Origin of the sequence: Streptomyces hawaiiensis (genome assembly GCF_004803895.1) — a bacterium.
GTDB lineage: Bacteria > Actinomycetota > Actinomycetes > Streptomycetales > Streptomycetaceae > Streptomyces > Streptomyces hawaiiensis.
Window position 1 is genome coordinate 5,871,012 of the sequence record NZ_CP021978.1, and the last position, 23,340, is coordinate 5,894,351.

The 23,340-nt window shown below is 70.1% G+C and carries 20 protein-coding genes and 1 pseudogene; 9 read left to right on the plus strand and 12 right to left on the minus strand.

All coding sequences use genetic code 11. The features are described from left to right. Window positions 1-64 precede the first annotated feature (64 nt). Window positions 65-501, plus strand: a pseudogene (locus tag CEB94_RS27270) (SAM-dependent methyltransferase); the annotation flags it as partial. A gap of 59 nt (window positions 502-560) precedes the next feature. Here CEB94_RS27270 and CEB94_RS27275 read toward each other — a convergent pair. From CEB94_RS27275 to CEB94_RS27285, 3 genes are read right to left on the minus strand one after another with little or no spacing between them, the layout of a single operon-like run. Next, on the minus strand, window positions 561-1,322 hold the full coding sequence (locus tag CEB94_RS27275; protein WP_281292525.1) for an amino acid ABC transporter ATP-binding protein: 762 nt from the start codon (window positions 1,320-1,322) through the stop codon (window positions 561-563). Then, entirely contained in the window at window positions 1,319-2,260 is a 942-nt protein-coding gene (locus CEB94_RS27280; protein WP_175434706.1) for an amino acid ABC transporter permease, read from the minus strand. Before CEB94_RS27280 ends, CEB94_RS27275 begins: the two co-directional genes overlap by 4 nt. A 32-nt stretch (window positions 2,261-2,292) precedes the next feature. Further along, entirely contained in the window at window positions 2,293-3,243 is a 951-nt protein-coding gene (locus CEB94_RS27285) for an ABC transporter substrate-binding protein (RefSeq protein ID WP_175434707.1), read from the minus strand. Between the two features lie 626 nt (window positions 3,244-3,869). Between CEB94_RS27285 and CEB94_RS27290 the strand changes: the two genes are divergently transcribed. From CEB94_RS27290 to CEB94_RS27305, 4 genes are all read left to right on the plus strand, one after another. After that, on the plus strand, window positions 3,870-5,102 hold the full coding sequence (locus tag CEB94_RS27290; RefSeq protein WP_175434708.1) for an NAD(P)-dependent malic enzyme: 1,233 nt from the start codon (window positions 3,870-3,872) through the stop codon (window positions 5,100-5,102). Window positions 5,103-5,477: 375 nt separating this feature from the next. Further along, window positions 5,478-6,443 (plus strand): zinc-binding dehydrogenase, encoded by a 966-nt coding sequence (locus CEB94_RS27295; RefSeq protein WP_175434709.1) that lies wholly within the window; start codon window positions 5,478-5,480, stop codon window positions 6,441-6,443. Between the two features lie 101 nt (window positions 6,444-6,544). Further along, window positions 6,545-6,754, plus strand: coding sequence for an HTH domain-containing protein (locus CEB94_RS27300; protein WP_004925761.1), 210 nt, complete (start codon window positions 6,545-6,547; stop codon window positions 6,752-6,754). After that, window positions 6,754-7,326 (plus strand): Clp protease N-terminal domain-containing protein, encoded by a 573-nt coding sequence (locus CEB94_RS27305; RefSeq protein ID WP_175434710.1) that lies wholly within the window; start codon window positions 6,754-6,756, stop codon window positions 7,324-7,326. The genes CEB94_RS27300 and CEB94_RS27305 overlap by 1 nt, the downstream gene beginning before the upstream one ends. Window positions 7,327-7,348: 22 nt before the next feature. On the opposite strand, the gene CEB94_RS27310 is transcribed toward CEB94_RS27305, so the two are convergent. Next, window positions 7,349-8,422, minus strand: a complete 1,074-nt coding sequence (locus CEB94_RS27310; protein ID WP_175434711.1) for a PadR family transcriptional regulator — start codon at window positions 8,420-8,422, stop codon at window positions 7,349-7,351. A 1-nt stretch (window position 8,423) separates the two neighbouring features. Beyond that, window positions 8,424-9,395: a DUF4097 family beta strand repeat-containing protein gene (locus CEB94_RS27315; protein ID WP_175434712.1), complete on the minus strand. Its 972-nt coding sequence runs from the start codon at window positions 9,393-9,395 to the stop codon at window positions 8,424-8,426. A 148-nt stretch (window positions 9,396-9,543) separates the two neighbouring features. Here CEB94_RS27315 and CEB94_RS27320 point away from each other — a divergent pair, with 148 nt between their 5' ends. After that, window positions 9,544-10,374, plus strand: a complete 831-nt coding sequence (locus CEB94_RS27320) for a hypothetical protein (RefSeq protein WP_175434713.1) — start codon at window positions 9,544-9,546, stop codon at window positions 10,372-10,374. Window positions 10,375-10,396: 22 nt separating this feature from the next. Here CEB94_RS27320 and CEB94_RS27325 read toward each other — a convergent pair whose 3' ends face one another. From CEB94_RS27325 to CEB94_RS27345, 5 genes are all read right to left on the minus strand, one after another. Then, entirely contained in the window at window positions 10,397-10,576 is a 180-nt protein-coding gene (locus CEB94_RS27325; protein ID WP_018544467.1) for a DUF6104 family protein, read from the minus strand. A gap of 90 nt (window positions 10,577-10,666) precedes the next feature. Continuing rightward, window positions 10,667-14,500, minus strand: coding sequence for a multifunctional oxoglutarate decarboxylase/oxoglutarate dehydrogenase thiamine pyrophosphate-binding subunit/dihydrolipoyllysine-residue succinyltransferase subunit (locus tag CEB94_RS27330; RefSeq protein ID WP_175434714.1), 3,834 nt, complete (start codon window positions 14,498-14,500; stop codon window positions 10,667-10,669). Window positions 14,501-14,781: 281 nt separating this feature from the next. After that, on the minus strand, window positions 14,782-15,894 hold the full coding sequence (locus CEB94_RS27335; RefSeq protein WP_175434715.1) for a HAMP domain-containing sensor histidine kinase: 1,113 nt from the start codon (window positions 15,892-15,894) through the stop codon (window positions 14,782-14,784). Further along, complete coding sequence (locus CEB94_RS27340; RefSeq protein WP_175434716.1) at window positions 15,891-16,631, minus strand: response regulator transcription factor; 741 nt, start codon at window positions 16,629-16,631, stop codon at window positions 15,891-15,893. Before CEB94_RS27340 ends, CEB94_RS27335 begins: the two co-directional genes overlap by 4 nt. A 136-nt stretch (window positions 16,632-16,767) precedes the next feature. Further along, window positions 16,768-17,445, minus strand: coding sequence for a spermidine synthase family protein (locus CEB94_RS27345; RefSeq protein WP_175434717.1), 678 nt, complete (start codon window positions 17,443-17,445; stop codon window positions 16,768-16,770). 174 nt (window positions 17,446-17,619) lie between these two features. Here CEB94_RS27345 and CEB94_RS27350 point away from each other — a divergent pair, with 174 nt between their 5' ends. Then, on the plus strand, window positions 17,620-18,420 hold the full coding sequence (locus tag CEB94_RS27350) for a rhomboid-like protein (RefSeq protein ID WP_175437181.1): 801 nt from the start codon (window positions 17,620-17,622) through the stop codon (window positions 18,418-18,420). A 12-nt stretch (window positions 18,421-18,432) separates the two neighbouring features. Here CEB94_RS27350 and CEB94_RS27355 read toward each other — a convergent pair whose 3' ends face one another. Next, complete coding sequence (locus CEB94_RS27355) at window positions 18,433-19,092, minus strand: GNAT family N-acetyltransferase (RefSeq protein ID WP_175434718.1); 660 nt, start codon at window positions 19,090-19,092, stop codon at window positions 18,433-18,435. A 175-nt stretch (window positions 19,093-19,267) separates the two neighbouring features. Between CEB94_RS27355 and lon the strand changes: the two genes are divergently transcribed. Beyond that, complete coding sequence (gene lon / locus CEB94_RS27360) at window positions 19,268-21,682, plus strand: endopeptidase La (protein WP_175434719.1); 2,415 nt, start codon at window positions 19,268-19,270, stop codon at window positions 21,680-21,682. A gap of 190 nt (window positions 21,683-21,872) precedes the next feature. Further along, window positions 21,873-22,361, plus strand: coding sequence for a MarR family winged helix-turn-helix transcriptional regulator (locus CEB94_RS27365; RefSeq protein WP_175434720.1), 489 nt, complete (start codon window positions 21,873-21,875; stop codon window positions 22,359-22,361). 14 nt (window positions 22,362-22,375) lie between these two features. Here the strand turns inward: CEB94_RS27365 and CEB94_RS27370 are convergent, their stop codons facing one another. Beyond that, the gene (locus tag CEB94_RS27370; RefSeq protein WP_175434721.1) at window positions 22,376-23,161 is read right to left on the minus strand and encodes a protein phosphatase 2C domain-containing protein; all 786 of its coding nucleotides are present in this window, start codon (window positions 23,159-23,161) and stop codon (window positions 22,376-22,378) included. Window positions 23,162-23,340 lie beyond the last annotated feature (179 nt).

The window sequence follows — 23,340 nt, forward strand, 5'->3', positions numbered from 1 at the left end:
ACGCCCGGCAGGAGAGCCGGAACCGGCAGCAGGAGTGGTACCTGCCCGACCGCGAGGAGCGGTTCCGGTGAAGCCGCCGCACGACGCGTACGACGCTGTCCTGACCGCGACGGCCCTGCACTGGCTGCACCGGGAGCCCCTCGCGGACCTCTACGGCCGGGTCGCGGGACTCGTCCGCGGCGGCGGTCTCTTCATGGACGCGGACCACATGATCGACGAGTCGACGCCCCGGATCAACGCGGCGGAGCGGGAACAGCGGCACGCCCGCATGGATCAGGCCAAGCGGAACGGCACCCTCGGCCGGGCCGAGTGGTGGCAGTTCGCCGCGAAGGTCCCGGTCCTCGCGCAGCCCACGGCCCGGCGCTACGAGATCTACGGCGAACACGCGGACGGCGCGTGCCGTCGGCGGCGTGGCACGCGAGCGTGCTGCGGGAGTAGGGATTCGGCGAGGCCAGGCCGGTGTGGTGCCCGCTCTCGGACACCCTGCCGCCGGCCCTGAAGCAGTACACACGACGGGGGCGGTACGGAGATCCCGTACCGCCCCCTCGCCGTGCGTGCCGTCAGAGCACCTTGGACAGGAACGACTTCGTCCGCTCGTGCTGCGGGTTCGTCAGCACCTCGCGCGGGTGACCGGATTCGACCACCACACCGCCGTCCATGAAGACCAGGCTGTCGCCCACCTCGCGGGCGAAGCCCATCTCGTGGGTGACGACGATCATCGTCATGCCGGACTCGGCCAGGTCGCGCATGACGTCCAGGACGTCACCCACCAGCTCCGGGTCGAGCGCCGAGGTTGGCTCGTCGAACAGCATCAGCTTCGGGTCCATGGCCAGGGCCCGGGCGATGGCGACGCGCTGCTGCTGGCCGCCGGAGAGCTGGGAGGGGTAGGTGCCCGCCTTGTCGGCCAGGCCGACCCGGTCCAGCAGCTCCAGGGCGCGCGTGCGGGCCTCGCTCCTGCTCACGCCCTTGACCTGGACCGGCGCCTCCATGACGTTCTCCACGGCCGTCATGTGCGGGAACAGGTTGAAGCGCTGGAAGACCATGCCGATGTCCCGGCGCTTGACGGCGACCTCGCTGTCCTTCAGCTCGTAGAGCTTGTCGCCCTTCTGCCGGTAGCCGACCAGCTCGCCGTCGACGTACAGGCGGCCGGCGTTGATCTTCTCCAGGTGGTTGATGCACCTGAGGAAGGTCGACTTGCCGGAGCCGGAGGGGCCGATGAGGCAGAACACCTCGCCGGACTTCACCTCCAGGTCGATTCCCTTGAGGACCTCTACGGGGCCGAAGGACTTGTGGACGCCCTCGGCCTTGACCATGGCGGTCATGCGGTGCCTCCCGTCGACGCCGAGCGGTTGGACAGGGACAGCAGGTTCGCCTTGATCTTCTGGAACGGCGTGTTCGGGAGCGAACGGCTGGAGCCACGCGCGTAGTACCGCTCCAGGTAGTACTGGCCGATGCTGAACACCGAGGTCAGCAGCAGGTACCAGGCAGCCGCCAGGAACAGCATCTCGGCCGGCGCACCGGAGGTCTGGCCGATGTCCTGGGCAGCGCGGAGCAACTCGGGATACTGGACGACCGAGACCAGCGAGGTCGTCTTCAGCATGTTGATGACCTCGTTACCCGTCGGCGGCACGATCACACGCATCGCCTGCGGGATGACGATCCGGCGCAGCGTCTTGGCGTGGCTCATGCCCAGCGCGTGCGACGCCTCGGTCTGGCCCTCGTCGACCGAGAGCAGGCCGGCCCGGCAGATCTCCGCCATGTACGCGGCCTCGTTCAGGCCGAGGCCCAGCAGCGCCGTCAGGAACGGGGTCATGAAGTCCGACCACTCGTCCTTGTAGAACGGCCCGAGGTTGATGTACTCGAAGACCAGGCCCAGGTTGAACCAGACGATCAGCTGGACCAGGACCGGGGTGCCGCGGAAGAACCAGATGTAGAACCACGCGATCGACGAGGTCACCGGGTTCTTCGACAGCCGCATCACGGCGAGCAGGACGCCGCCGATGATGCCGATCGCCATGGACAGGACGGTCAGCAGCAGCGTCTTGCCGACGCCGTTCAGGATGCGGTCGTCGAAGAAGTAGTCCGGGATCGCGTCCCAGTTGATCTTGCCCTGGGAGAACGCGTAGACGACCCCGACCAGCAGGGCGATGGCGACGACGGCGGACACGTACCGCCCGTAGTGCCGGACCGGGATGGCCTTGATGGCCTCCGGTCCGGCCGGGGGCGTGTCAGCCGGCGTCTTGTCGATGTCAACAGTCACGGGTGTTGCCTTTCAGTGCCGCTAGGGCGCGGTCACTTGCCGCCGTTGATGGTGGCTTCCTGCACGGAGCCGTCCGTGACGCCCCACTTCTTCATGATCTTGTCGTACTCGCCGTTCTTGATGACGGCGTCCAGCGCGGCCTTGAGAGCGTCACGCAGCTGCGTCTGGTTCTTGGCGACCGCGATGCCGTACGGGGCGGCCTCGACCTGCTCGCCGACCAGCTCGAAGTCCTTGCCGCCACCGGAGGTCTTCACCGCGTAGGCGGCGACCGGGAAGTCGGACGAGCCGGCGTCGGCGCCGCCCGCGCGCAGGCGGGTCTGGGCCTGCTGGTCGTTGTCGAAGGGCTCGATGGCGATCTTCTTGCCGGCCGGGCACTTCTTCGACTCGGCCTTGGCGAGGTCCTCCGAGACCGTGCCGCGCTGCAGCACGATCTTCTTGCCGCACAGGTCGGACCAGGTCTTGATGCCCTGGTCGTCGCCCTGCTTGGTGTAGATCGAGACACCGGCGGTGAAGTAGTCCACGAAGTCGACGCCCTCGCCGACCTTCTTGCCGGTGTCGGAGTCGATGCCCTCCTGGCGGTCCTTGGTGTCGGTCATCGCGGACATGGCGATGTCGTACCGCTTGGAGCGCAGACCCGTGATCAGCGTGTCGAAGGTGCCGTTCTCGAACTGGAAGTCGACCCCGAGCTGCTTGCCCATGGCAGCGGCGAGGTCCGGGTCGATACCGACCGTCTTGCCCGAGCTGTCCTTGAACTCGACCGGGGCATAAGCGATGTCCGAACCGACCTTGATGACACCCTTGTCGCGGATGGCCTGCGGCAGCTTGTCGGCGAGCGGGGCCGAGGCCGCGGTGTCGCTCGAGCCGGTGTCCTTGGTCTGGTCACCGCATCCGGTGAGCATCAGCGCGCCTGCGACCGCGATCGCACCGACCGCTGCTAGCCGGGAGTGCGCGGCGGTCGTACGACGGGTGGAGCTTGCGGTCATGGTGGGTTCCTCCGGCGGATGGGTGGAGTTGCCGATGGGGCGGGCCGCAGCCGATGGGTTCGGAGCGGCCGTGGCACGCCGAAGGGTTCGGCAGTGCCGTGGGTCGACGAGAGCACACCTCTTCGAGTGTCGCGACCTCGTGTGATTACGGCATCTTGCCATTCGGACTGCGGCATTCTGGGGGCCAGCCATGTCAAAATCGGATAACGGGCGACCCCCGAACCGCACCACTCCGGTACATCACGGCCGGACCTTCTATGGGAATCAACCCTTCCGGCCGGAAGATCTGCGGTAAATCCCGGGATTTCGATACGGGGGTCGTGGCCTTCGTTGATGGTTGAGTGGTTGTAGCTCGTTTGTCCAGGTCTTGTCCCGATTTTGGACGAAGAGTCAAGGCGCCGTCATGTGACCTTCGCGTTATGGACTCGTCGTCGATGCCGTCCGTCCGGTAAGAAGGGTCTTTACACCCCTCATCCGGGGCTCAGGGCGCGTGTGCGGCGCGCCCGTCGCGTACGCGCCCGTACGTATACACGTACACAGCACGGCATGGGCCTACGCGGTGCCCGCCCACCCCTCACCAGGAGTGGCCACCCTCAAACCATTGAAGATTTAAGGGGTAAAAAGAAGTGGCAGCGGAGATCGTCAATCCTCGCAGCGAAAGCAAGACCGGCGATACGGATCACGAGGGCAGTGCGGAGCCCCTCGACTCCTTCGACCCGGCATTCGCGTTGCACCGCGGCGGCAAGATGGCTGTGCAGGCCACCGTGCCGGTCCGTGACAAGGACGACCTGTCCCTGGCGTACACGCCCGGCGTCGCGAAGGTGTGCAGCGCGATCGCGGAGCAGCCGGAGCTCGTGCACGACTACACGTGGAAGTCATCGGTCGTGGCCGTCGTGACGGACGGTACGGCCGTGCTGGGGCTCGGTGACATCGGGCCCGAGGCCTCCCTCCCGGTGATGGAGGGCAAGGCGATCCTGTTCAAGCAGTTCGGTGGCGTGGACGCGGTTCCGATCGCCCTGAACTGCACGGACGTCGACGAGATCGTCGAGACCGTGGTGCGGCTCGCGCCGTCGTTCGGCGGGGTCAACCTGGAGGACATTTCGGCACCGCGGTGCTTCGAGGTCGAGCGGAAGCTGCAGGAGCGGCTGGACATTCCGGTCTTCCACGACGACCAGCACGGGACGGCCGTGGTGACGCTGGCCGCCCTGCGGAACGCCGCGCGGCTGAGCGGGCGGGCGCTGGGGGAGCTGCGGGCCGTCATCTCCGGCGCCGGCGCGGCCGGTGTCGCCATCGCGAAGATGCTGGTCGAGGCCGGGATCGGGGATGTCGCGGTGGCCGACCGCAAGGGTGTCGTGTCGGCGGACCGGGACGACCTCACGCCGGTGAAGCAGGATCTTGCCGGGTTCACGAACAAGGCCGGGATCACCGGGTCGCTGGAGGCCGCGCTGGACGGGGCCGACGTGTTCATCGGCGTGTCCGGTGGGACGGTGCCGGAGTCCGCGGTGGCGACCATGGCCAAGGGCGCGTTCGTTTTCGCCATGGCGAACCCGAATCCTGAGGTGCACCCCGAGGTCGCGCACAAGTACGCGGCCGTCGTCGCGACCGGGCGGTCGGACTTCCCGAACCAGATCAACAACGTGCTGGCGTTTCCGGGGATCTTCGCGGGGGCGCTGCAGGTGCGGGCCTCCCGGATCACCGAGGGCATGAAGCTGGCCGCCGCGGAGGCGCTGGCCGCTGTGGTCGGGGACGATCTCGCCGCCGACTACGTCATTCCGTCGCCGTTCGACGAGCGGGTCGCTCCGGCGGTCACGGCCGCGGTGGCGGCTGCGGCTCGGGCCGAAGGTGTGGCTCGGCGCTGACGCTGAAGCTGGTGTGATGCGGCCCCGCCCGGGATCCGGGCGGGGCCATCTCATTTTCTTTGCGTTCGGGTGGGGCTGTTCGGGTGGTCTGGGGTGTGCGTCGTCTGCGCCTGCGCGGTGGTGGTGGGTCGGGGCCGTGTCGGGGGGTGTCCGTCCTCGGAACGGCGCGATGGGGTCTCACGCCGACTGACTGTCCGTTGACGCGCCAACCAGCTGCGGGCGGACACCCCCCGACACGTCCCCTTCTCGCCGTACGCGGGTGCGGGAGCGTCGTCTGGCCCCGCCCCAGCAACACTGCCGCGCACCTGGCAAGAGGGCGTGTCTCACAGGGGCGGATGGTTCCTTCGGTCCCTCGTGGAACTTATCGTCAAGGTCATGTTCGCTGTCTACGCCGCCCGAATCGACCGGGACCAGCCGCTGTCCGGACTGGAGTTGGGAGAGCGTCCGGCTCCCGAGGCCCGTTCCGGCTGGAGTGCCGTCACGGTCAAGGCCGCCTCCCTCAACCACCACGACCTCTGGTCCCTGCGTGGCGTGGGCCTCGCAGAGGACAAGCTGCCGATGATCCTCGGTTGTGATGCCGCCGGTGTCGACGAGGACGGCAACGAGGTCGTCCTGCACTCCGTGATCGGACAGAGCGGGCACGGGGTCGGCCCGAAGGAGCCCCGTTCCATCCTCACCGAGCGCTACCAGGGCACCTTCGCCGAGCAGGTCGCCGTGCCGACCTGGAACATCCTGCCCAAGCCCAAGGAGCTCTCCTTCGCGGAGGCCGCCTGTCTGCCCACGGCGTGGCTGACCGCGTACCGGATGCTGTTCACCAACGCGGGTGTCCGCCCCGGCGACTCCGTGCTGGTGCAGGGCGCCGGCGGTGGTGTCGCCACGGCCGCCATCGTGCTCGGCAAGGCCGCCGGGCTCCGGGTCTTCGCCACCAGCCGGGACGAGGCCAAGCGGAAGCGGGCCGTGGAGCTCGGGGCCGTCGAGGCGCTGGAGTCCGGGGCGCGGCTGCCGCAGCGGGTCGACGCGGTGATCGAGACCGTCGGGGCCGCCACCTGGTCGCATTCCGTGAAGTCGCTGAAGCCCGGCGGCACGCTGGTCATCTCCGGCGCCACCAGCGGCGACCGGCCCTCGCACGCCGAGCTGACCCGGATTTTCTTCCTCGAGCTCAAGGTCGTCGGATCCACCATGGGCACCAAGGACGAACTGGAGGACCTGCTCGCGTTCTGTGCCGCCACCGGTGTCCGGCCCGTCATCGACGAGGTCATGCCGATGGACCGCGCGCGTGAGGGCTTCGAGCGGCTGGCCTCGGGTGAGCAGTTCGGGAAGGTCGTGCTGACGAATCCCTGAATTCTTTCGAGAGTGCGTTGACGGTCGGTCCGGGGTGGGCCGGCCGTTTTCGTATGTCAACTGTGGTTGACGTGGACGGGTTGTCAACGTAGGTTGACGTCATGACCGAAGCAACCGATCTGGCCGAGCGCGCCGGTGACCGTGATCCACGGGTCGGCCTGCGGGCCGTCGCCGCGCTGCGTCGGCTGCTGGAGCAGTTGGAAGCCGTACAGGTGCGCAACGCGCGCAACCAGGGCTGGTCGTGGCAGGAGATCGCCGCGGAACTCGGTGTGAGCAGGCAGGCCGTGCACAAGAAGTACGGGAGGCATTGATGTTCGAGCGGTTCACGCAAGACGCCCGGGAAGTGGTGAAGAGCGCGTACGCGCATGTGGACGGGGGTGGTGAGGGCGGGCAGTGCGTGGAGCCGGAGCATCTGCTGCTGGCACTGCTCGACCGGGAGGGCAGTCGTGGGTCCTTCGCGCTCGCCGCTCTCGGGCTCGGTGAGCGGCGGGAGTCCGTGCGGGAGGCACTGCGTGAGGCGCGGCGGCGGGCCGGGCTGACGCAGGCCGAGACCGACGCGCTCGCCGGGCTGGGGATCGACGTGGAGGAGATCGTCGCCCGGGTGGAGGAGACGCACGGGGTCGGTGCCCTGGCCGGCGACCGCAAGGACAAGCGGTGGTGGTCGGGCCGGACCTCCTTCGGCCGGGGTGCCAAGGACGTGCTGGAGCGCTCCTTGCGGGTCGCTCTCGCACAGCGGGACCGGCACATCGGGGACGAGCACATCCTGCTGGCCCTGACCCTGCGCCCCGGTGTGCCGGCCGAGGTCCTCGCCGACCACGGGGTGACGTACGCGTCCCTGGTGCGGGTGCTGTACGGCAGTGGTGGCGAGGCCAAGGCCGGCTGAAGCGCTGCGCCCCCGGACGCGCCTACTTCCTCTGCGTCTGCAGAAGGGCTCCTATGTGGGCCGCCGCCGTCGACAGGTGGCGGCGGGCGTCGCTCAGCTGGTCGGGGGTTACGCCGTGGTCGCGGGCCGCGTCACGGATGTCGTCCCGGAAGCGGTCGAGCAGGCGGTCCAGGTCGCGGGCCGGGTCGCCGGTGGAGTCCGTGGCGTCCTCGTGGGCCCAGGCCGGTTCGTAGGCGGCGGGGAAGTCCTCCGCGGGCTGTGCGGGTGTCGGTTCCGCGGCCGGCTTGCCGGTGCCGGTGCCGGTCCAGTCGAAGCCGAGGTCTTTGCCGAAGTCCTTGCCGTAGTCCTTTCCGAAATCGCCCACTTCCTTGACCAGTTCGCTCAGGCCCTCGCGCAGACCCGTCGGCCAGTCGCCGCGGGCGAAGTGGTCCTGGACCTGCTCCTGGACGCGGCGGGTGATGCGCTGCACCTGCTCCTGGGCCTGGGCGCGGGCCTGTTCCTGGGCCTCCTTCGCCTGGCGGCGAGCGCGCTGGGCGTCCTCGCGGGCGCGGCGACTCTCGTCCTTGGCGCGCCGGGCCTGCTCCTTCCACTCCTGCCGGGCACGGCGCATCTCCTCCTTGGCGATGCGCCAGGTCTCCTTGTCGCCGTACTGCGAGAAATCACCGTAGGGGGCGTCCGCCGAGCCGTCGGTCCCGGTGCCGGTGTCCCTGCGGGCCTCACTCGCCGCCGCGCGCATCTCGCGGCGCAGGTCGCCGGCGGCTCCGCGCACGTCGGCCTGGATCTCCGCGGCCAGTTCCGCGACCGACTCCCGGATCTCCAGTTCCAGGTCGGCCAGCTCGCCGCTGCGGCCGGCCAGTTCGGCGCGGCCCGCGTCGGTGATCGAGTAGACCTTGCGGCCGCCCTCGGTGGTGTGGGTGACCAGGCCCTCGGCCTCCAGCTTGGCCAGGCGCGGGTAGACCGTGCCCGCCGACGGTGCGTACAGCCCCTGGAAGCGTTCCTCGAGGAGGCGGATCACCTCGTAGCCGTGGCGGGGGGCCTCGTCCAGCAGCTTCAGCAGGTAGAGGCGGAGGCGGCCGTGGGCGAAGACGGGGGGCATGTCAGAGCACCTTCTTGTCGGTCGTGCCGTCGGCCGGGACGGTGGTGGGATCATCGCCCGGGCCGGAGACGGAATTGTCTCCCGAGTCGCTCCGAGGGCCGCTCGCCGGGGCCGCCGCCGCGCCGGGGCTGGCGGGCGGGGTGTCCCACGGCTCGTTGTGCTCGTCCTCTCCGGCCGGGCGGCGCAGCAGGGCGATCGAGCCGGAGACGGTGGTGGCCCGCAGTTTGCCGGTGCCCGCGCCGAGGCGGCCCGTGATCTTGTGGGCGCCCCACTGGCCGTGCACCCGCAGGCCGTCGAAGGCGTTGGAGACGGAGCCGCTCGCCGTGTTCGCCTCGACCTCCGCGTCCGCCGGGTACGGCAGCCGGATCGCGATCTCGCCCGAGACGCTGGTCAGCCGGACGTCCGTCGGGCCGTCCGGGTCGAGGTCGACGATCATCGAGCCGCTCACCGAATCCGCCCGCACGGAGGGGCCGGAGCCCTCGACCACCGTGAGGTCGCCGGAGACCGAGTTGAACCGCAGGTCACCCGTCACGTCCTGGGCCTCCAGGCTGCCGGAGACCGTGTCGGCGCGGACCGGGCCGGACAGGCCCACGAGCGTCGTGTCGCCGGTGACGCCCTTCACCACCGACGGGCCCCGGATCCCGGAGATCACGGCCGCCGCGCCCACCACACCCACTTCGACGCGAGTGCCGGCCGGGACGGCCAGGGAGACCACCGCGCTGCGGCGCCAGCCCTTGCGGTCCAGCCACTTGAGGAAGCCCTTCCAGGGCAGGTCCTCGTAGGCCACCGTGAGGACGCCGTGCTGCTGGGTCACCACCAGGGGCGGCCCCTCGATTGCGGAGATCTCCAGGCGGGCGGAACCTTCGTCCGTGCCCACCACGTTCACCGTTCCGTTGACGAGACGTACGTGCAGATCGCTCACGGGCTCGCCGAAGGTGAGCTTCCTCGGTTCCGTGACGGACCACTCGGACATGGTGCAGACCTCCCCGACTCGACGCGCCATATCGCGTCTTCTCGTATTCACGATATATCGCGGTCGGAGAAAGTCAAGGCACCCGTTCTGGGGATGGCCGGGTGGCCAAAAGTGCTCAAAGCATGATGATTCGGCCTAGCGTGTGAGCATGCCGACGGAAACTGCCCGCACCGGCCCCGCGCCCGGGGCGCTGCTGCTGTGCCGGGCGGCACCCGCGTCCGTCGCTCCCGTCGCCCATCTGCTGCGCGAACCGATGCAGCTCACGCGCGCGGGCGGCGATTGGAGCGCCCTCGTCCCCGAGGGCCGGCCCTGGCGGGACGGCGCCGAACCCGTCGACCGCGTGGTCACCGGCTGGGCCACGGCGCTCGCCGTCGGCGCGCCCTGGCCTGTCCTCGCCCTGTGGTGGGACAGCGACCACGCCGGATTCACGCTCGCCTCCGGCTTCCGCCGCCCGGTCGGCTTCGTATGGCTCGCGAGCGGTGTCCCGGTGGGGGAGGACGAGGCGATGCGCACCTTCGCCGCACGCCTGGGCCTCGACCCCGTCCTGGACGTCCAGGCCCTCGAGCGGCTGACGAAGCCCGATTCCGCGGCCGACGCCCGCACCCGCCTGCGCGGCCTGCTCGCGGTCCTCACGCGCGTGGGCGTCTCCCTGCCCGCCGGCCTCGCCCCCGGCGAACCCGCCGACCGCCTCCGGGAAGCAGCCGCCCGCCGACCGGACAGCCTGCCCGTCGAGTGGCCGGGCTGGCGCGAAGCGGTCGCGGAACGCGACACCGTCGACCACAGCCGCCTCGGCCCGTGGATGCCCTGGACGGGCGGCCCCAGGGCCGGTGCCCTGGCCCTGGCACAGGTGGCGGCGGGCCTGCCGCTCCTGGTACGGGGCCTGCGGCGGCGGGGCAGCGGCTGGGCCACAGCCGGCGCCCTGCTCCTCGCGCACGGCGCATGGGGCCTGGCATACGCCCTGGCCCACCCACGCGACTGACGCCCCGGCGGCGACGCGTCTCCTACTCGTCGTCCTCGTCGTCCAGCCGCGCCAGCCACGTCGCCAGCCGCTCCACCGGTACCTCGAAGTCGGGATTGAGATCGACGAACGTCCGCAGCTGCTCGGCGAGCCACTCGAAGGAGACTTCCTCCTCGCCGCGCCGCTTCTCCAGTTCCTCGATGCCACGGTCCGTGAAGTACATGCCCTCAAGGATATGTGCGCGAAAAACGGCCGGGCCGCACCCCCCGAGTGGGGGATGCGGCCCGGTCACGCACGAACCGCGCGAGGGGGATTACGCCTCGAACACCTCACGCACCAGCTGCTCCTGCTCCGCCTGGTGCCGCTTCGCGGAACCCACCGCCGGGGACGAGCCGTGCGGGCGCGAGATGCGCCGCAGCCGCTCGCCGTGCGGGACGTCCGCGCCGACCGCGAGGTCCAGGTGGTCGATCAGGTTGAGCGCGATGAACGGCCAGGCACCCTGGTTCGCCGGCTCCTCCTGGGCCCACAGGTACTTCTCGGCGTTCGGGTACTTCTTGATCTCCGCCTGGAGCTCGGTACCCGGCAGCGGGTACAGGCGCTCGATGCGGATGATCGCCGTGTCCGTCACGCCACGCTTCTGGCGCTCGGCCTCGAGGTCGTAGTAGACCTTGCCCGCGCAGAAGACGACCTTCCTGACCGCGGCCGGGTCCACCGACGCGTCGCCGATGACCGGCTGGAACTGGCCCGTCGTGAACTCCTCCGCCTTCGCCGCCGCCGCCTTCAGGCGCAGCATCGACTTCGGCGTGAAGACCACCAGCGGCTTGTGGTGCGGGTTGTGCGACTGCCACCGCAGGAGGTGGAAGTAGTTCGACGGCGACGTCGGCATGGCGACCGTCATGTTGTTCTGGGCGCACATCTGGAGGAAGCGCTCCGGGCGGGCCGAGGAGTGGTCGGGGCCCTGGCCCTCGTAGCCGTGCGGCAGGAGCAGGACGACGCCGGACGTCTGGGCCCACTTCTGCTCGGCCGACGAGATGAACTCGTCCACGACCGTCTGGGCGCCGTTGACGAAGTCGCCGAACTGCGCCTCCCACATCACGAGCGCCTCGGGGCGGGCCAGCGAGTAGCCGTACTCGAAGCCCATCGCCGCGTACTCGGAGAGGAGGGAGTTGTAGACGTTCAGCCGCGCCTGGTCCTCGGAGAGATACTGCAGCGGCGTGTACTCCTCGCCGGTGCTGCGGTCGATGATGACCGCGTGGCGCTGGCCGAACGTACCGCGCTGCGAGTCCTGGCCCGCCAGGCGGACCGGGACGCCCTCCAGCAGGAGGGAGCCGATCGCGAGGGTCTCGCCCATGCCCCAGTCGATGGTGCCGTCCTCGACCATCGACGCCCGGCGCTGCAGCTGCGGCAGCAGACGCGGGTGGACGGTGATGTGGTCGGGGATGTTGACCTGCGACTCGGCGATGCGCTTGACGACCTCCGTGGTCACCGCGGTGTTCACGGCGACCGGGAACTCGGCCTGCGGGTCGGACGTCTCCACGATGTTCGGCTGCGAGGTGGCCTCGCGAACCTCTGTGAAGACCTTCTCCAGCTGGCCCTGGTAGTCCTGCAGCGCCTGCTCTGCCTCTTCCAGGGTGATGTCGCCGCGACCGATGAGGGATTCGGTGTAGAGCTTGCGCACCGAGCGCTTCTTGTCGATCAGGTCGTACATCAGCGGCTGGGTGAAGGCCGGGTTGTCCGACTCGTTGTGACCGCGACGGCGGTAGCAGATGAGGTCGATCACCACGTCCTTGTTGAACGCCTGGCGGAACTCGAAGGCCAGACGGGCCACGCGGACCACGGCCTCCGGGTCGTCGCCGTTCACGTGGAAGATCGGGGCCTCGATCATGCGGGCCACGTCCGTCGCGTACATGGAGGAACGCGAGGACTCGGGGGCCGCCGTGAAGCCGACCTGGTTGTTGATGACGATGTGGACCGTACCGCCGGTGCGGTAGCCGCGCAGCTGCGACATGTTCAGGGTCTCGGCCACCACGCCCTGGCCCGCGAAGGCCGCGTCGCCGTGGATCGCCACCGGCAGGACCGTGAAGTCCGTGCCGCCCTTGTTGATGATGTCCTGCTTGGCGCGCGAGACGCCCTCCAGGACCGGGTCGACGGCTTCGAGGTGCGACGGGTTCGCGACCAGGGAGACCTTGATCTGCTCGCCGTCGAGGCCGGTGAAGGTGCCCTCGGCGCCCAGGTGGTACTTCACGTCGCCGGAGCCGTGCATCGACTTCGGGTCGAGGTTGCCCTCGAACTCGCGGAAGATCTGCGCGTACGACTTGCCGACGATGTTGGCGAGGACGTTCAGGCGGCCGCGGTGGGCCATGCCCACGACGACCTCGTCCAGGCGGGACTCGGCGGCCGAGTCCAGCACGGCGTCCAGCAGCGGGATGACGGACTCGCCGCCCTCCAGGGAGAAGCGCTTCTGGCCGACGTACTTCGTCTGCAGGAAGGTCTCGAAGGCCTCCGCGGCGTTCAGCCGGCGCAGGATGCGCAGCTGCTCCTCGCGCTCCGGCTTGGTGTGCGGGCGCTCGACGCGGTCCTGGATCCACTTGCGCTGCTTCGGGTCCTGGATGTGCATGAACTCGATGCCGGTGGTGCGGCAGTACGAGTCGCGCAGGACGCCGAGGATGTCGCGCAGCTTCATCATCGACTTGCCGGCGAAGCCGCCGACGGCGAACTCGCGCTCCAGGTCCCAGAGCGTGAGGCCGTGCTCGGTGATGTCCAGGTCGGGGTGCTTGCGCTGCTGGTACTCCAGCGGGTCGGTGTCGGCCATGACGTGGCCGCGGACCCGGTAGGAGTGGATCAGCTCGAAGACGCGGGCGGCCTTGGTGACGTCGTCGTCGTGGGACGCGTCGATGTCCTTGAGCCAGCGGACCGGCTCGTAGGGGATGCGCAGCGCCTCGAAGATGTCGTCGTAGAAGCCGTTCTCACCGAGGAGGAGGTTCGCGACGATCCGCAGGAACTCGCCGGAGGCCGCGCCCTGGATCACCCGGTGGTCGTAGGTCGACGTGAGCGTCATGACCTTCGAGATGCCGAGCTTGTTCAGCGTGTCCTGGGACGTGCCCTGGAACTCGGCCGGGTAGTCCATGGAGCCGACGCCCATGATGACCGACTGGCCGGGCATCAGACGCGGCACGGAGTGGACCGTGCCGAGGCCGCCGGGGTTGGTCAGGGAGACCGTCACGCCGGTGAAGTCGTCCATGCCCAGCTTGCCGTCGCGGGCGCGGCGGACGATGTCCTCGTAGGCCTGCCAGAACTCGAAGAAGTTCAGCGTCTCGGCCTTCTTGATGCCCGCCACCACGAGCTGACGGTCGCCGTTGGGCTTGACCAGGTCGATGGCGAGGCCGAAGTTGATGTGCTCCGGCTTGACCAGGGTGGGCTTGCCGTCCTTCTCCGCGAAGGAGTAGTTCATCGACGGCATGGCCTTGATGGCCTGCACCATCGCGTAGCCGATCAGGTGCGTGAAGGAGATCTTCCCGCCCCGGGCCCGCTTCAGGTGGTTGTTGATGACGATGCGGTTGTCGAAGAGCAGCTTCACCGGGACCGCGCGCACGGACGTGGCCGTGGGCACCTCCAGGGAGGCGTTCATGTTCTTCGCGACCGCGGCGGCGGGGCCGCGCAGCACGATCTGCTCGGGGCCCGCGGGGGCCTCGCCGGCGGGCTCGGCCTTCTTCGCGGGAGTGGCCGGCTTGGCGGCGGCCGGCTTCGCGACGGGGGCGGCCTTCGCCGGAGCGGGGGCCTGAGCCGGAGCCTGCGCGGCGGGCTTCGCCTGGGCCGGAGCCGAGGCGGGGGCCGGAGCGGCGGCGGGCTTCTCGGCCGCCGGGGCGGGGGCCTGGGCCGGAGCGGCCGGAGCGGCCGCCTGAGCGGTGGTGGTCCCCGCGGCCCCCGCGGCCGCGGTACCCGCCGGAGCCGAGGCGGCAGCGGCGCCCGGCTTGTAGTCGGCGAAGAAGTCCCACCAGGCTCGGTCTACCGAATTCGGGTCCTGGAGGTACTGCTGATAGATCTCGTCGACGAGCCACTCGTTGGCACCGAACGACGCGGCAGGGTTCTTCCCCGCTTGGTCGGTGTCGGTCGAGATGCTCGAGTTACTGGGGGACTGTGGCGACACGGCGGCAACCGCCCTCTTCCGCTTCACAAGATGATGGACAGCGGGAATCAAGGCTACGCCCCCTGGACGGGGAAGGTCAGGCCGGGCCCGTTCAACGTCGTGCAAGTCACATCTGAAACTGTGTTTCGGGGCTTGAAATGGCGGGAAACAAGCGTAGTTCCGCTTAAGGAGGGAACAGCGGGGCAGGGCCCCGGGCGCCGATGGCGCGGGCCTGTGCCTGATCACACGTGTCCGTCAGCACGGACGCTCGTGGATCTTGTGGCTCCGCTTCGAACTTTACGTCAACTTGGCACAGATGACAGTCCCGGGAGAGTGACAAGAATCCGGCAACCTCGCTCGGATTCGGCCACTCCGATCCGGCCCCCGTGCAGGTCGACCGCCCAGCGGGCGATCGCCAGGCCGAGGCCCGTGCCGCCGTCGCTGCCCGGCCCCTGCGGCCGCTTTGCGCTGCCGCGGTTGAACCGCTCGAAGACGCGGTGCCACTCGGACTTCGGAATGCCGGGGCCCTCGTCCAGGACCTCCAGCTCCAGCGACTCCGGCAAGGCGCCGCGCCGCGCCTTGACCGTCACCCGGCCGTGCGGCGGGCTGTGCTTGACCGCGTTGTCGATGAGATTGGCGACGACTTGGTGAATGCGCTCGGGGTCCGCGTGCGCGGTCAACTCCGGCGGGTGGACGTCGAGGTGCAGATGGACGTCCGTACGGGTGTGACTGCCCGAGCCGGTGGCGATGCCCGCGCGCACGGAGGCGACCATGTTGGCCTCCTTCAGCACGCCGGACAGATACGGCCACACCTCGAACCGCCGCTGTTTCAGCGGTACGACGCCGTTGTCCAGGCGGGACAGGTCCAGCAGCGTCTCCACCAGCCGGCCGAGGCGCTCGGTCTGCTTCAGCGCCGTGCGCATCGTCTCCGGGTCGGCCTGCGTGACGCCGTCGACGATGTTCTCCAGCACCGCGCGCAGACCCGCGATGGGTGTGCGCAGCTCGTGCGAGACGTTCGCCACCAGCTCCTTGCGCTGGCTGTCCTGCGCCTCCAGCTCGTCGGCCATGGCGTTGATCGTCACGGCCAGGTCGCCCAGCTCGTCACGGCGGTTCTCCCGCGTCCTGCGGGTGTAGTCGCCCTGCGAGATGGAACGGGCCACCGCGGTCATCTCGTCCAGCGGTGCGGTGAGCGAATGGGCCACGAACTGCGTAATGAGAAGCGTGGCGATCATCGAGAAGACCGTGATGAAGCGCAGCTCCGTCTTCGTGTGCACCGCGATCACCGACAGACCTGTGGTGATCAGCACCGAGATGACGACGAGCGCGCCCAGCTTGGTCTTGATCGAGAAGGGGCTCACCCCGCCCCAGGGATCCGGCTCCCCGGGGTTTCTCCGTCCGGCCGGCCCGCCGCTCATGGCGTCGGGGTCTCCAGGGCGTAACCCACGCCGTGCACCGTGCGGATCCGCTCGGCGCCGATCTTCCGCCGCAGCGCCTTGATGTGGCTGTCGACCGTGCGGGTGCCGGAGGCGTCCGCCCAGTCCCAGACCTCGGCGAGCAGCTGCTCACGGGAGAGCACCGCACGCGGGGTGTTCGCCAGGCAGACCAGCAGGTCGAACTCGGTGGGCGTGAGGTGGACGTCCTCGCTGCGCACCCGGACCCGGCGCTGCGCGTGGTCGATCTCCAGCTCGCCCAGGCGCAGAATGCCGGAGCGGGGGGTGGCCGCCGCGATGGCCGCCCGCTCCACCCGGCGCAGCAGCACGTGCACACGCGCCGCCAGTTCCCGCATGGAGAACGGCTTGGTCATGTAGTCGTCGGCGCCGACGCCGAGCCCGACCAGCATGTCGGTCTCGTCGTCCCGCGCGGTGAGCATCATCACCGGCACCGGGCGGGCGGCCTGCACGCGCCGGCAGACCTCCAGACCGTCGAAGCCGGGCAGCATGATGTCGAGGATCAGCAGGTCGGGCTGCCAGGCCTCGGCCGTGTCGACCGCGGCCGGACCGTCACCCGCTGTTTGCACGAGGAATCCCTCGGCCCGCAGGCGGGTCGCGATGGCGTCCACGATCGTCGGGTCGTCCTCGACCACCAGGACCCGGCGCTGTGCGCCCGGAGTAGCCGTCGCCGAACCGTTGTGGGAGGTCTGTGTCTGCTCCATCGCCCGCCCCTGGGGTGTGCTTTCCCGGAATCAGTGGGGTGATTCCTTCTGACTGGCTATGCCTGCGCATGGTTGCGATTGACGCTTGAATGATCGGCGTCAGGGGAGCAGCGTACGGGGAGTCAGCACACCTTTGCTATCCAGGGCTGATGGCGAGGTGCACGACGTCCGGAACGCCCCGGGCAACCGGGATCTCTTCGGTACGCACCTGTTGGAACCCGGCATTCCGCAAGGTTTCTTCGAATTCCGGTGATGGCTGGGCGGACCAGACGGCGAGAACACCGCCCGGCCTCAACACCCTTGCGCAGCTTGCCAGTCCGGCCTCCCGGTAGAGATTTCCGTTGCCCTCCGTGACGGTCCAGCCGGGTCCGTTGTCGATGTCGAGGCACAGGGCGTCGTACGTGTCGGATGTCTCATTGACGTGTGCGACGAGATCAGCCTCGACGATTTCCGTGCGGGGGTCCGCCAGGGCCGGGCCGGAGAGGGCGGCGAGCGGGCCGTCGAGATGCCACTCGACGATCGCGTGCTCCCGTTCCACCACCGTGATCCCTCCCCAGCGCGGGTCCGCCGCGGCGTGCGCGAGGGAGAAACCGACGCCGAGTCCGCCGATCAGGACGTCGGGGTGGTCCCGGCCGGCCAGGGCTTCCAGGGCCGCGTCGACCAGCCGCCGCTCCGAGCGGCCGTCGGAGGTGTCCATCAGGAAACAGCCGTTGGCGATGATCTCCAGCCGCTCTCCGTGCCGCCGCAGCACCACCTCACCGTGCGGGCCCTCGCGTCGGTCCAGTACATCGGGAATGTCGTACGGGGTAGGCATGAGGGCATCCTGGCAGGGGCGGGAGGCGTGGTGCCCGGCATTTCGAACGGGGCCTGCGGGGGGACGCAGAGAGAAGCTTTCGGGTTGCTGTGAATCGCCTCTCGTGTGGCGCGGATCACAGACAGCGAGGTGTCCGGGGCGAAGGCTGGGACCCGACCGAAGGGAGCGCCCGTGTTGGAACGCACCGCGCCGCCCCACGAGACGGCCGCACCCACGCCGACGGGCGCGCCCGTCTCCGAGGTGTCGGGGCTGCTGGACGGGGTGCCGCGGCAGCGGGGTCCGCACGGAACGGCGGGCGCGGGAATGCGGGCGCCCGTCCCGGCGGCCGCGCCCCGGTCACGGACGCTCCGCCCCTGGCGACTGTTGCCCACCCCGACGGGAACGCCGTTCACCTTCGGATACGCGATCGTCCTCTGTCTCACCTCGCTGATCTCCGCGTACGCGGACCCGGCCCTGGTGCACGCCCTGCTCCAGGCCTCCAGCACGGACGTGACCCACCTGGTGCGCACGCCGGAACTGGTGCTGATCGGCAGCGCGCTGTGGGTCGCGGGCGGGGTGAACTCGCCGTTCGCCATCGCCTTCGTGCTGGTGCTGACCGCGCTGGAACGGCGGATCGGGGGTCTGCGCACGGCTGCTGTCTTTCTCCTGGGGCACGTCCTCGCCACCCTGGCGACCGAGGTGCCCGTGGGGCTCGCCGTCCTGGCCGGGCACCTTCCCGGCAGCTCCCTGCACCGCCTCGACTACGGCGTCAGCTTCGGCGTCGCCGCCGGCATCGGCGCCCTGGCCGGCCTCCTGCCGCTGTGGCTGCGCCTGCCGCTGCTGGCCGGCTTCGGCTGGATGCTCCTCCAGGACCTGGTCGCCTTCGCCGACCCGATGACGAACTGGGGGCATCTGATCGCCCTGGGCATCGGGATCGCGACCTGGCCGGTGGCCCGGCGGTGGGGCGTGAGGCGCCTCGGGCCCGCCGGGGGCTGACCGCGACGCCCTTCAGGTCCGAGCGGAGGCCGGCGGGCCGTGCTTGGCACTGGTCAGCAGGGCCACCACCTCCCAGCCCAACGCCTCGTAGAGCCCTCGCCCCGCGGGGGTCCCGGCCAGGACACCGGTCCGCGCCCCCTGCCGGACGGCGGCGTTCTGCAACGTCCGCATGACGAGACTGCCCAGCCCTTTGCGGCGGTGTTCGGGGGCCGTCTCGATCTGGTCGGCGACGGCGGTCTCGCCCGTCGGGGTGATCTGTCCACGTGCCGCCAGGGACCCGTCCGGCGCGGCCACCATCAGGCGGGTCACTCCGCCGCGCGACCACTCGCGCAGCCGGTAGCCGTCGGGAGCGGCCGGAGCGACGTCCGTCGTCAGCGGGACCGTCATCAGATAACCGGGCTCGGGGTCGATCCACCAGTCGTCGTCCAGCCAGCCGGAGACCACCGACGGATCCCGGAACGCCTTCAGCCACACGCCGTTCCCGGTCACCGCGCCGGCCACCTTGCGGACGGTCGTCTCGTCGAGGTCGTCGCCCGTCGCGCCGAACACGTGCCGCGTGACGTGCCCGTACATCCCCATGTCGATCGTCCAGCCCCACGGCTCGCTCATGGGCGGAGCGGCCCCGCGTGACACGACCCATCCGTTCACCCACGCCTGCACGGTCGCGTCCATGCCATCTCCCTGTAATGAGCTTAAGGGCTGATCATCTATTACTCGGTGGACCTTACGCGTCCTCCCGATCCCGGCGTCACCGGTGATCGCTGACAGCGAACAGCGATGGGGGAACATCCGGCCCCGCTCAAGCATTGAGTCGGCATAGCTCAACTTGACTGCCGAAGGGGAGATCATGGCTTCGACGTCCACACCGCTCACCCTGCCCGTACTGCCGCTCGACGGAGAGGTCGTGCTGCCCGGGATGGTGGTCCCGCTGGACCTGAGCGATTCCGAGGTCCGTGCCGCGGTGGAGGCCGCTCAGGCCGCTGCCCGGTCAACGCCCGGCAAGCCCCGGGTACTCCTGGTGCCACGCATCGACGGGACCTACGCGAACACCGGTGTCCTCGGCACCGTCGAGCAGGTCGGCCGGCTCGCCGACGGCGACCCGGGCGCCCTGATCCGCGGCCGGAGCCGGGTGCGCATCGGCGCGGGGACGACCGGTCCCGGCGCCGCCCTCTGGGTCGAGGGCACCCGCGTGGACGACACCGTGCCGGACCCCCTGCCCGGACAGGTCGCCGAACTGGTCAAGGAGTACAAGGCCCTCGCCACCGCCTGGCTGCGCAAGCGCGGCGCCTGGCAGGTCGTCGACCGGGTCCAGGCGATCGACGACGTCTCGGCACTCGCCGACAACTCCGGCTACTCGCCCTTCCTGACCACCGACCAGAAGGTCGAACTGCTGGAGACCGCCGACCCGGTGGCCCGGCTCAAGCTCGCCACCCAGCAGCTGCGCGACCACCTCGCCGAGCAGGACGTGGCGGAGTCCATCGCCAAGGACGTCCAGGAGGGCGTCGACAAGCAGCAGCGCGAGTTCCTGCTGCGACGGCAGCTGGAAGCCGTCCGCAAGGAGCTGCGCGAGCTCAACGGCGAGCAGGAGGGCGAGGAGTCCGACGACTACCGCACCCGCGTGGAGGCCGCCGACCTGCCCGAGAAGGTCCGCGAGGCCGCGCTCAAGGAGGTCGACAAGCTGGAGCGGTCCTCCGACCAGTCGCCGGAGGGCTCCTGGATCCGCACCTGGCTCGACACGGTCCTGGAGATGCCGTGGAACGAGCGCACCGAGGACGCGTACGACATCCGGGGCGCCAAGGCGGTCCTGGACGCCGAGCACTCCGGCCTCGAGGACGTGAAGGAACGCATCACCGAGTACCTGGCGGTGCGCAAGCGCCGTGACGACCGAGGCCTGGGCGTGGTCGGCGGGCGGCGCGGCGGTGCCGTGCTCGCGCTCGTCGGGCCGCCCGGCGTCGGCAAGACCAGCCTGGGCGAGTCCGTCGCCCACGCCATGGGCCGCAAGTTCGTCCGCGTCGCCCTCGGCGGTGTGCGGGACGAGGCCGAGATCCGCGGACACCGGCGTACGTACGTCGGCGCGCTGCCGGGCCGGGTCGTACGGGCCATCAAGGAGGCCGGGTCGATGAACCCGGTCGTGCTGCTCGACGAGATCGACAAGGTGGGCTCGGACTTCCGGGGCGACCCGGCCGCGGCCCTGCTGGAGGTGCTCGACCCGGCGCAGAACCACACCTTCCGGGACCACTACCTGGAGGTCGAGCTGGACCTGTCGGACGTGGTCTTCCTCGCGACCGCCAACGTCCTGGAGGCGATCCCGGAGGCTCTGGCCGACCGGATGGAGATCGTCCGCCTGGACGGCTACACCGAGGACGAGAAGGTCGTCATCGCCCGTGACCACCTGCTCCCGCGCCAGCTGGAGCGGGCCGGGCTGGACAAGGACGAGGTGACCCTCGACGAGGGCGCGCTGCGCAAGCTCGCCGGCGAGTACACACGCGAGGCGGGCGTGCGCACCCTGGAGCGGTCCGTCGCACGGCTGCTGCGCAAGATCGCCGCCCAGCACGAACTGGGCGAGCGGAAGCTGCCGTTCACCGTCCGGGACGAGGACCTGCGCGACCTGATCGGCCGGCCGCACCACGTGCCCGAGTCCGCCCAGGACCCCGCCGAGCGGCGGACGTCCGTGCCGGGCGTGGCGACCGGGCTCGCGGTGACCGGGGCGGGCGGTGACGTGCTGTTCGTCGAGGCGTCGCTGGCCGACCCGGAGACGGGAGCGGCCGGGCTGACCCTGACCGGTCAGCTGGGCGACGTGATGAAGGAGTCCGCACAGATCGCGCTGAGCTTCCTGCGCTCCCACGGCGCCGAGCTCGAACTGCCGGTGGCCGATCTGAAGGACCGGGGCGTGCACATCCACTTCCCGGCGGGCGCGGTCCCCAAGGACGGCCCGAGCGCCGGCATCACGATGACGACGGCCCTCGCGTCCCTGCTGTCCGGCCGGCTGGTCCGCACGGACGTGGCGATGACCGGCGAGGTCTCGCTGACCGGGCGGGTCCTGCCGATCGGCGGTGTGAAGCAGAAGCTGCTCGCCGCGCACCGGGCGGGTGTCACCACGGTGATCATCCCCAAGCGCAACGAGCCCGACCTGGACGACGTCCCGGCGGAGGTGCTGGACACGCTCGACGTCCACGCCGTCACCGACGTCCGCCAGGTCCTGGAACTGGCGCTGGCGCCCGCGACGAGCGGCGCGGTGCCGGAGGTTCCGGTCGCGGCGTGACGGACGCGACCGGATGAGGGAGGCCCGGGTTCCCGTGAGGGAGGCCCGGGCCTTCACCGTGTGGTGGCCCTGTGTACGCGTACGCCGTGACCTGCGGAATACTTGCCGAACTGCGGTGATGGCGGCAGATGGCGGAAAATCCCAGTACCGGAACTCTCACGTCCGGGCGACGACCGAGGCAGGGGCTGACGTGCGCGAGGAAGGCAACGACGGACACCGCGGCACCGGTGTGGCCGGAAGCGGTGTGGATCAGCCCGCCTTCCTGGCGCTGGAGCGCGAGCTGACCGTGCTGCTGCGGCGCGCCCGGGCCAGCCAGGGCGAGATGGCCCGCGAGGTCCACCCCGACCTGGAGTCGTCCGCGTACGGCCTGCTCGTACGGCTGGACGAGTGCGGACAGCAGCGGGCCACCGAGCTCGCCGCCTACATCGGAGTCGGCAAGGCGACGATGTCCCGCCAGCTGCGGGCCCTGGAGGAACTCGGGCTGGTCGCGCGCGAGCCCGACCCCGCCGACGGACGCGCCTGGCTCGTCGCCCTCACCCAGGAGGGCCGCGACCGCGTCCGCCGGGTCCGGGAGGCCCGCCGCGCCCGCTACGCCGGCCGCCTGGCCGACTGGGACTCCCGCGAGGTCACGGAACTGGCCCGGCTGCTGAACCAGCTCAACCGCGGCATGGACAAGTAGGGCCGGGCGGCTTCCTAGAACTCGACGAACACCACCGTCGCGTCGTCGTGCCGCTTGCCCCGGCCCAGGAACGTCGCGGCGGCGTCCGAGCGCTCCAGCGTCCGGACCCGGTCCACCAGCGCCTGCGGGCCCTCCTTGCGGACCGACTGGAAGCAGTCGGTCCAGTCGCCCTCCTCGAACCGCTCCACCCAGCGGGTCGCGCCGTCCGTCAGCACGGCAAGGGCGCGGACCTCGCTGCGGGGCAGGGTGCCGGTCACCGCCCGCCGGGCCACCCAGGGATCCGCCGCCGCCGTGAAGAAGCCGCCCTCCTTGTTGCGGAGCGTGGAGTCCACCAGCGCGTCCGTGGCCAGCGCCGAGCGGGGGAGCAGGGCCAGCCGGTCGTCGAGGACGGGTGTCACCACGCCGTCCGGGGATTCCAGCAGAAGAGCCGAGTCGGACAGGAGCAGATACTCCACGGTGTCCGGATTCCAGCGGGTCACGACCACGGTGGCCTGCGGTGTTCGAGGGTGAGAAAGGTCACAGGTTGCGGCGTGCGCCTCGGAGGTACGCGCGATGGCGCGGGACAAGGCGTCGACGAGGGGAACATCCGGGAGTGAAACGGTCAGTTCGGCCAGTGCGCCACCGAGGCGCGCGGTGAACCAGGGGACGGAATGCAGACAGCCCGTCCCGGTCTTCGGTGGCGTGACGCCGTCCAGGACGACGACCGAACCACCCTGTCCCGAGGCCGGTAGCCCGACACTGGCGAAGTCCTCGTTGGGGCGGTCGGCGTCTCCCGGTTCCGAGGTGAGTTCAGTACGCATCCGGCCAGTCTGCACGAGCCCTTCACAAGGTTCGTAAAAGGCTGGCAATGGTTGCCGGACCGGCGCAGCCGCGCAGGTCAGACGCCGGGTTTGGGGTGGAATGATTTGTTCCGGGAAGGCGTGGTGGCGAATACTGCCACCGGCCGTCGCCGTCGTCCAACCGGCGTGCCGCACAAGGC

Excerpts from the sequence above, each read along its gene's own strand:
- CEB94_RS27370 (WP_175434721.1), bottom strand. The coding sequence starts at position 23,161 with ATGCGTACTGAACTCACCTCGGAACCGGGAGACGCCGACCGCCCCAAC.
- CEB94_RS27295 (WP_175434709.1), top strand. The coding sequence starts at position 5,478 with ATGTTCGCTGTCTACGCCGCCCGAATCGACCGGGACCAGCCGCTGTCC.
- CEB94_RS27355 (WP_175434718.1), bottom strand. The coding sequence starts at position 19,092 with ATGGACGCGACCGTGCAGGCGTGGGTGAACGGATGGGTCGTGTCACGC.
- CEB94_RS27315 (WP_175434712.1), bottom strand. The coding sequence starts at position 9,395 with ATGTCCGAGTGGTCCGTCACGGAACCGAGGAAGCTCACCTTCGGCGAG.
- CEB94_RS27300 (WP_004925761.1), top strand. The coding sequence starts at position 6,545 with ATGACCGAAGCAACCGATCTGGCCGAGCGCGCCGGTGACCGTGATCCA.
- CEB94_RS27285 (WP_175434707.1), bottom strand. The coding sequence starts at position 3,243 with ATGACCGCAAGCTCCACCCGTCGTACGACCGCCGCGCACTCCCGGCTA.
- CEB94_RS27325 (WP_018544467.1), bottom strand. The coding sequence starts at position 10,576 with ATGTACTTCACGGACCGTGGCATCGAGGAACTGGAGAAGCGGCGCGGC.
- lon (WP_175434719.1), top strand. The coding sequence starts at position 19,268 with ATGGCTTCGACGTCCACACCGCTCACCCTGCCCGTACTGCCGCTCGAC.
- CEB94_RS27340 (WP_175434716.1), bottom strand. The coding sequence starts at position 16,631 with ATGGAGCAGACACAGACCTCCCACAACGGTTCGGCGACGGCTACTCCG.
- CEB94_RS27310 (WP_175434711.1), bottom strand. The coding sequence starts at position 8,422 with ATGCCCCCCGTCTTCGCCCACGGCCGCCTCCGCCTCTACCTGCTGAAG.
- CEB94_RS27305 (WP_175434710.1), top strand. The coding sequence starts at position 6,754 with ATGTTCGAGCGGTTCACGCAAGACGCCCGGGAAGTGGTGAAGAGCGCG.
- CEB94_RS27345 (WP_175434717.1), bottom strand. The coding sequence starts at position 17,445 with ATGCCTACCCCGTACGACATTCCCGATGTACTGGACCGACGCGAGGGC.
- CEB94_RS27275 (WP_281292525.1), bottom strand. The coding sequence starts at position 1,322 with ATGACCGCCATGGTCAAGGCCGAGGGCGTCCACAAGTCCTTCGGCCCC.
- CEB94_RS27335 (WP_175434715.1), bottom strand. The coding sequence starts at position 15,894 with ATGAGCGGCGGGCCGGCCGGACGGAGAAACCCCGGGGAGCCGGATCCC.
- CEB94_RS27320 (WP_175434713.1), top strand. The coding sequence starts at position 9,544 with ATGCCGACGGAAACTGCCCGCACCGGCCCCGCGCCCGGGGCGCTGCTG.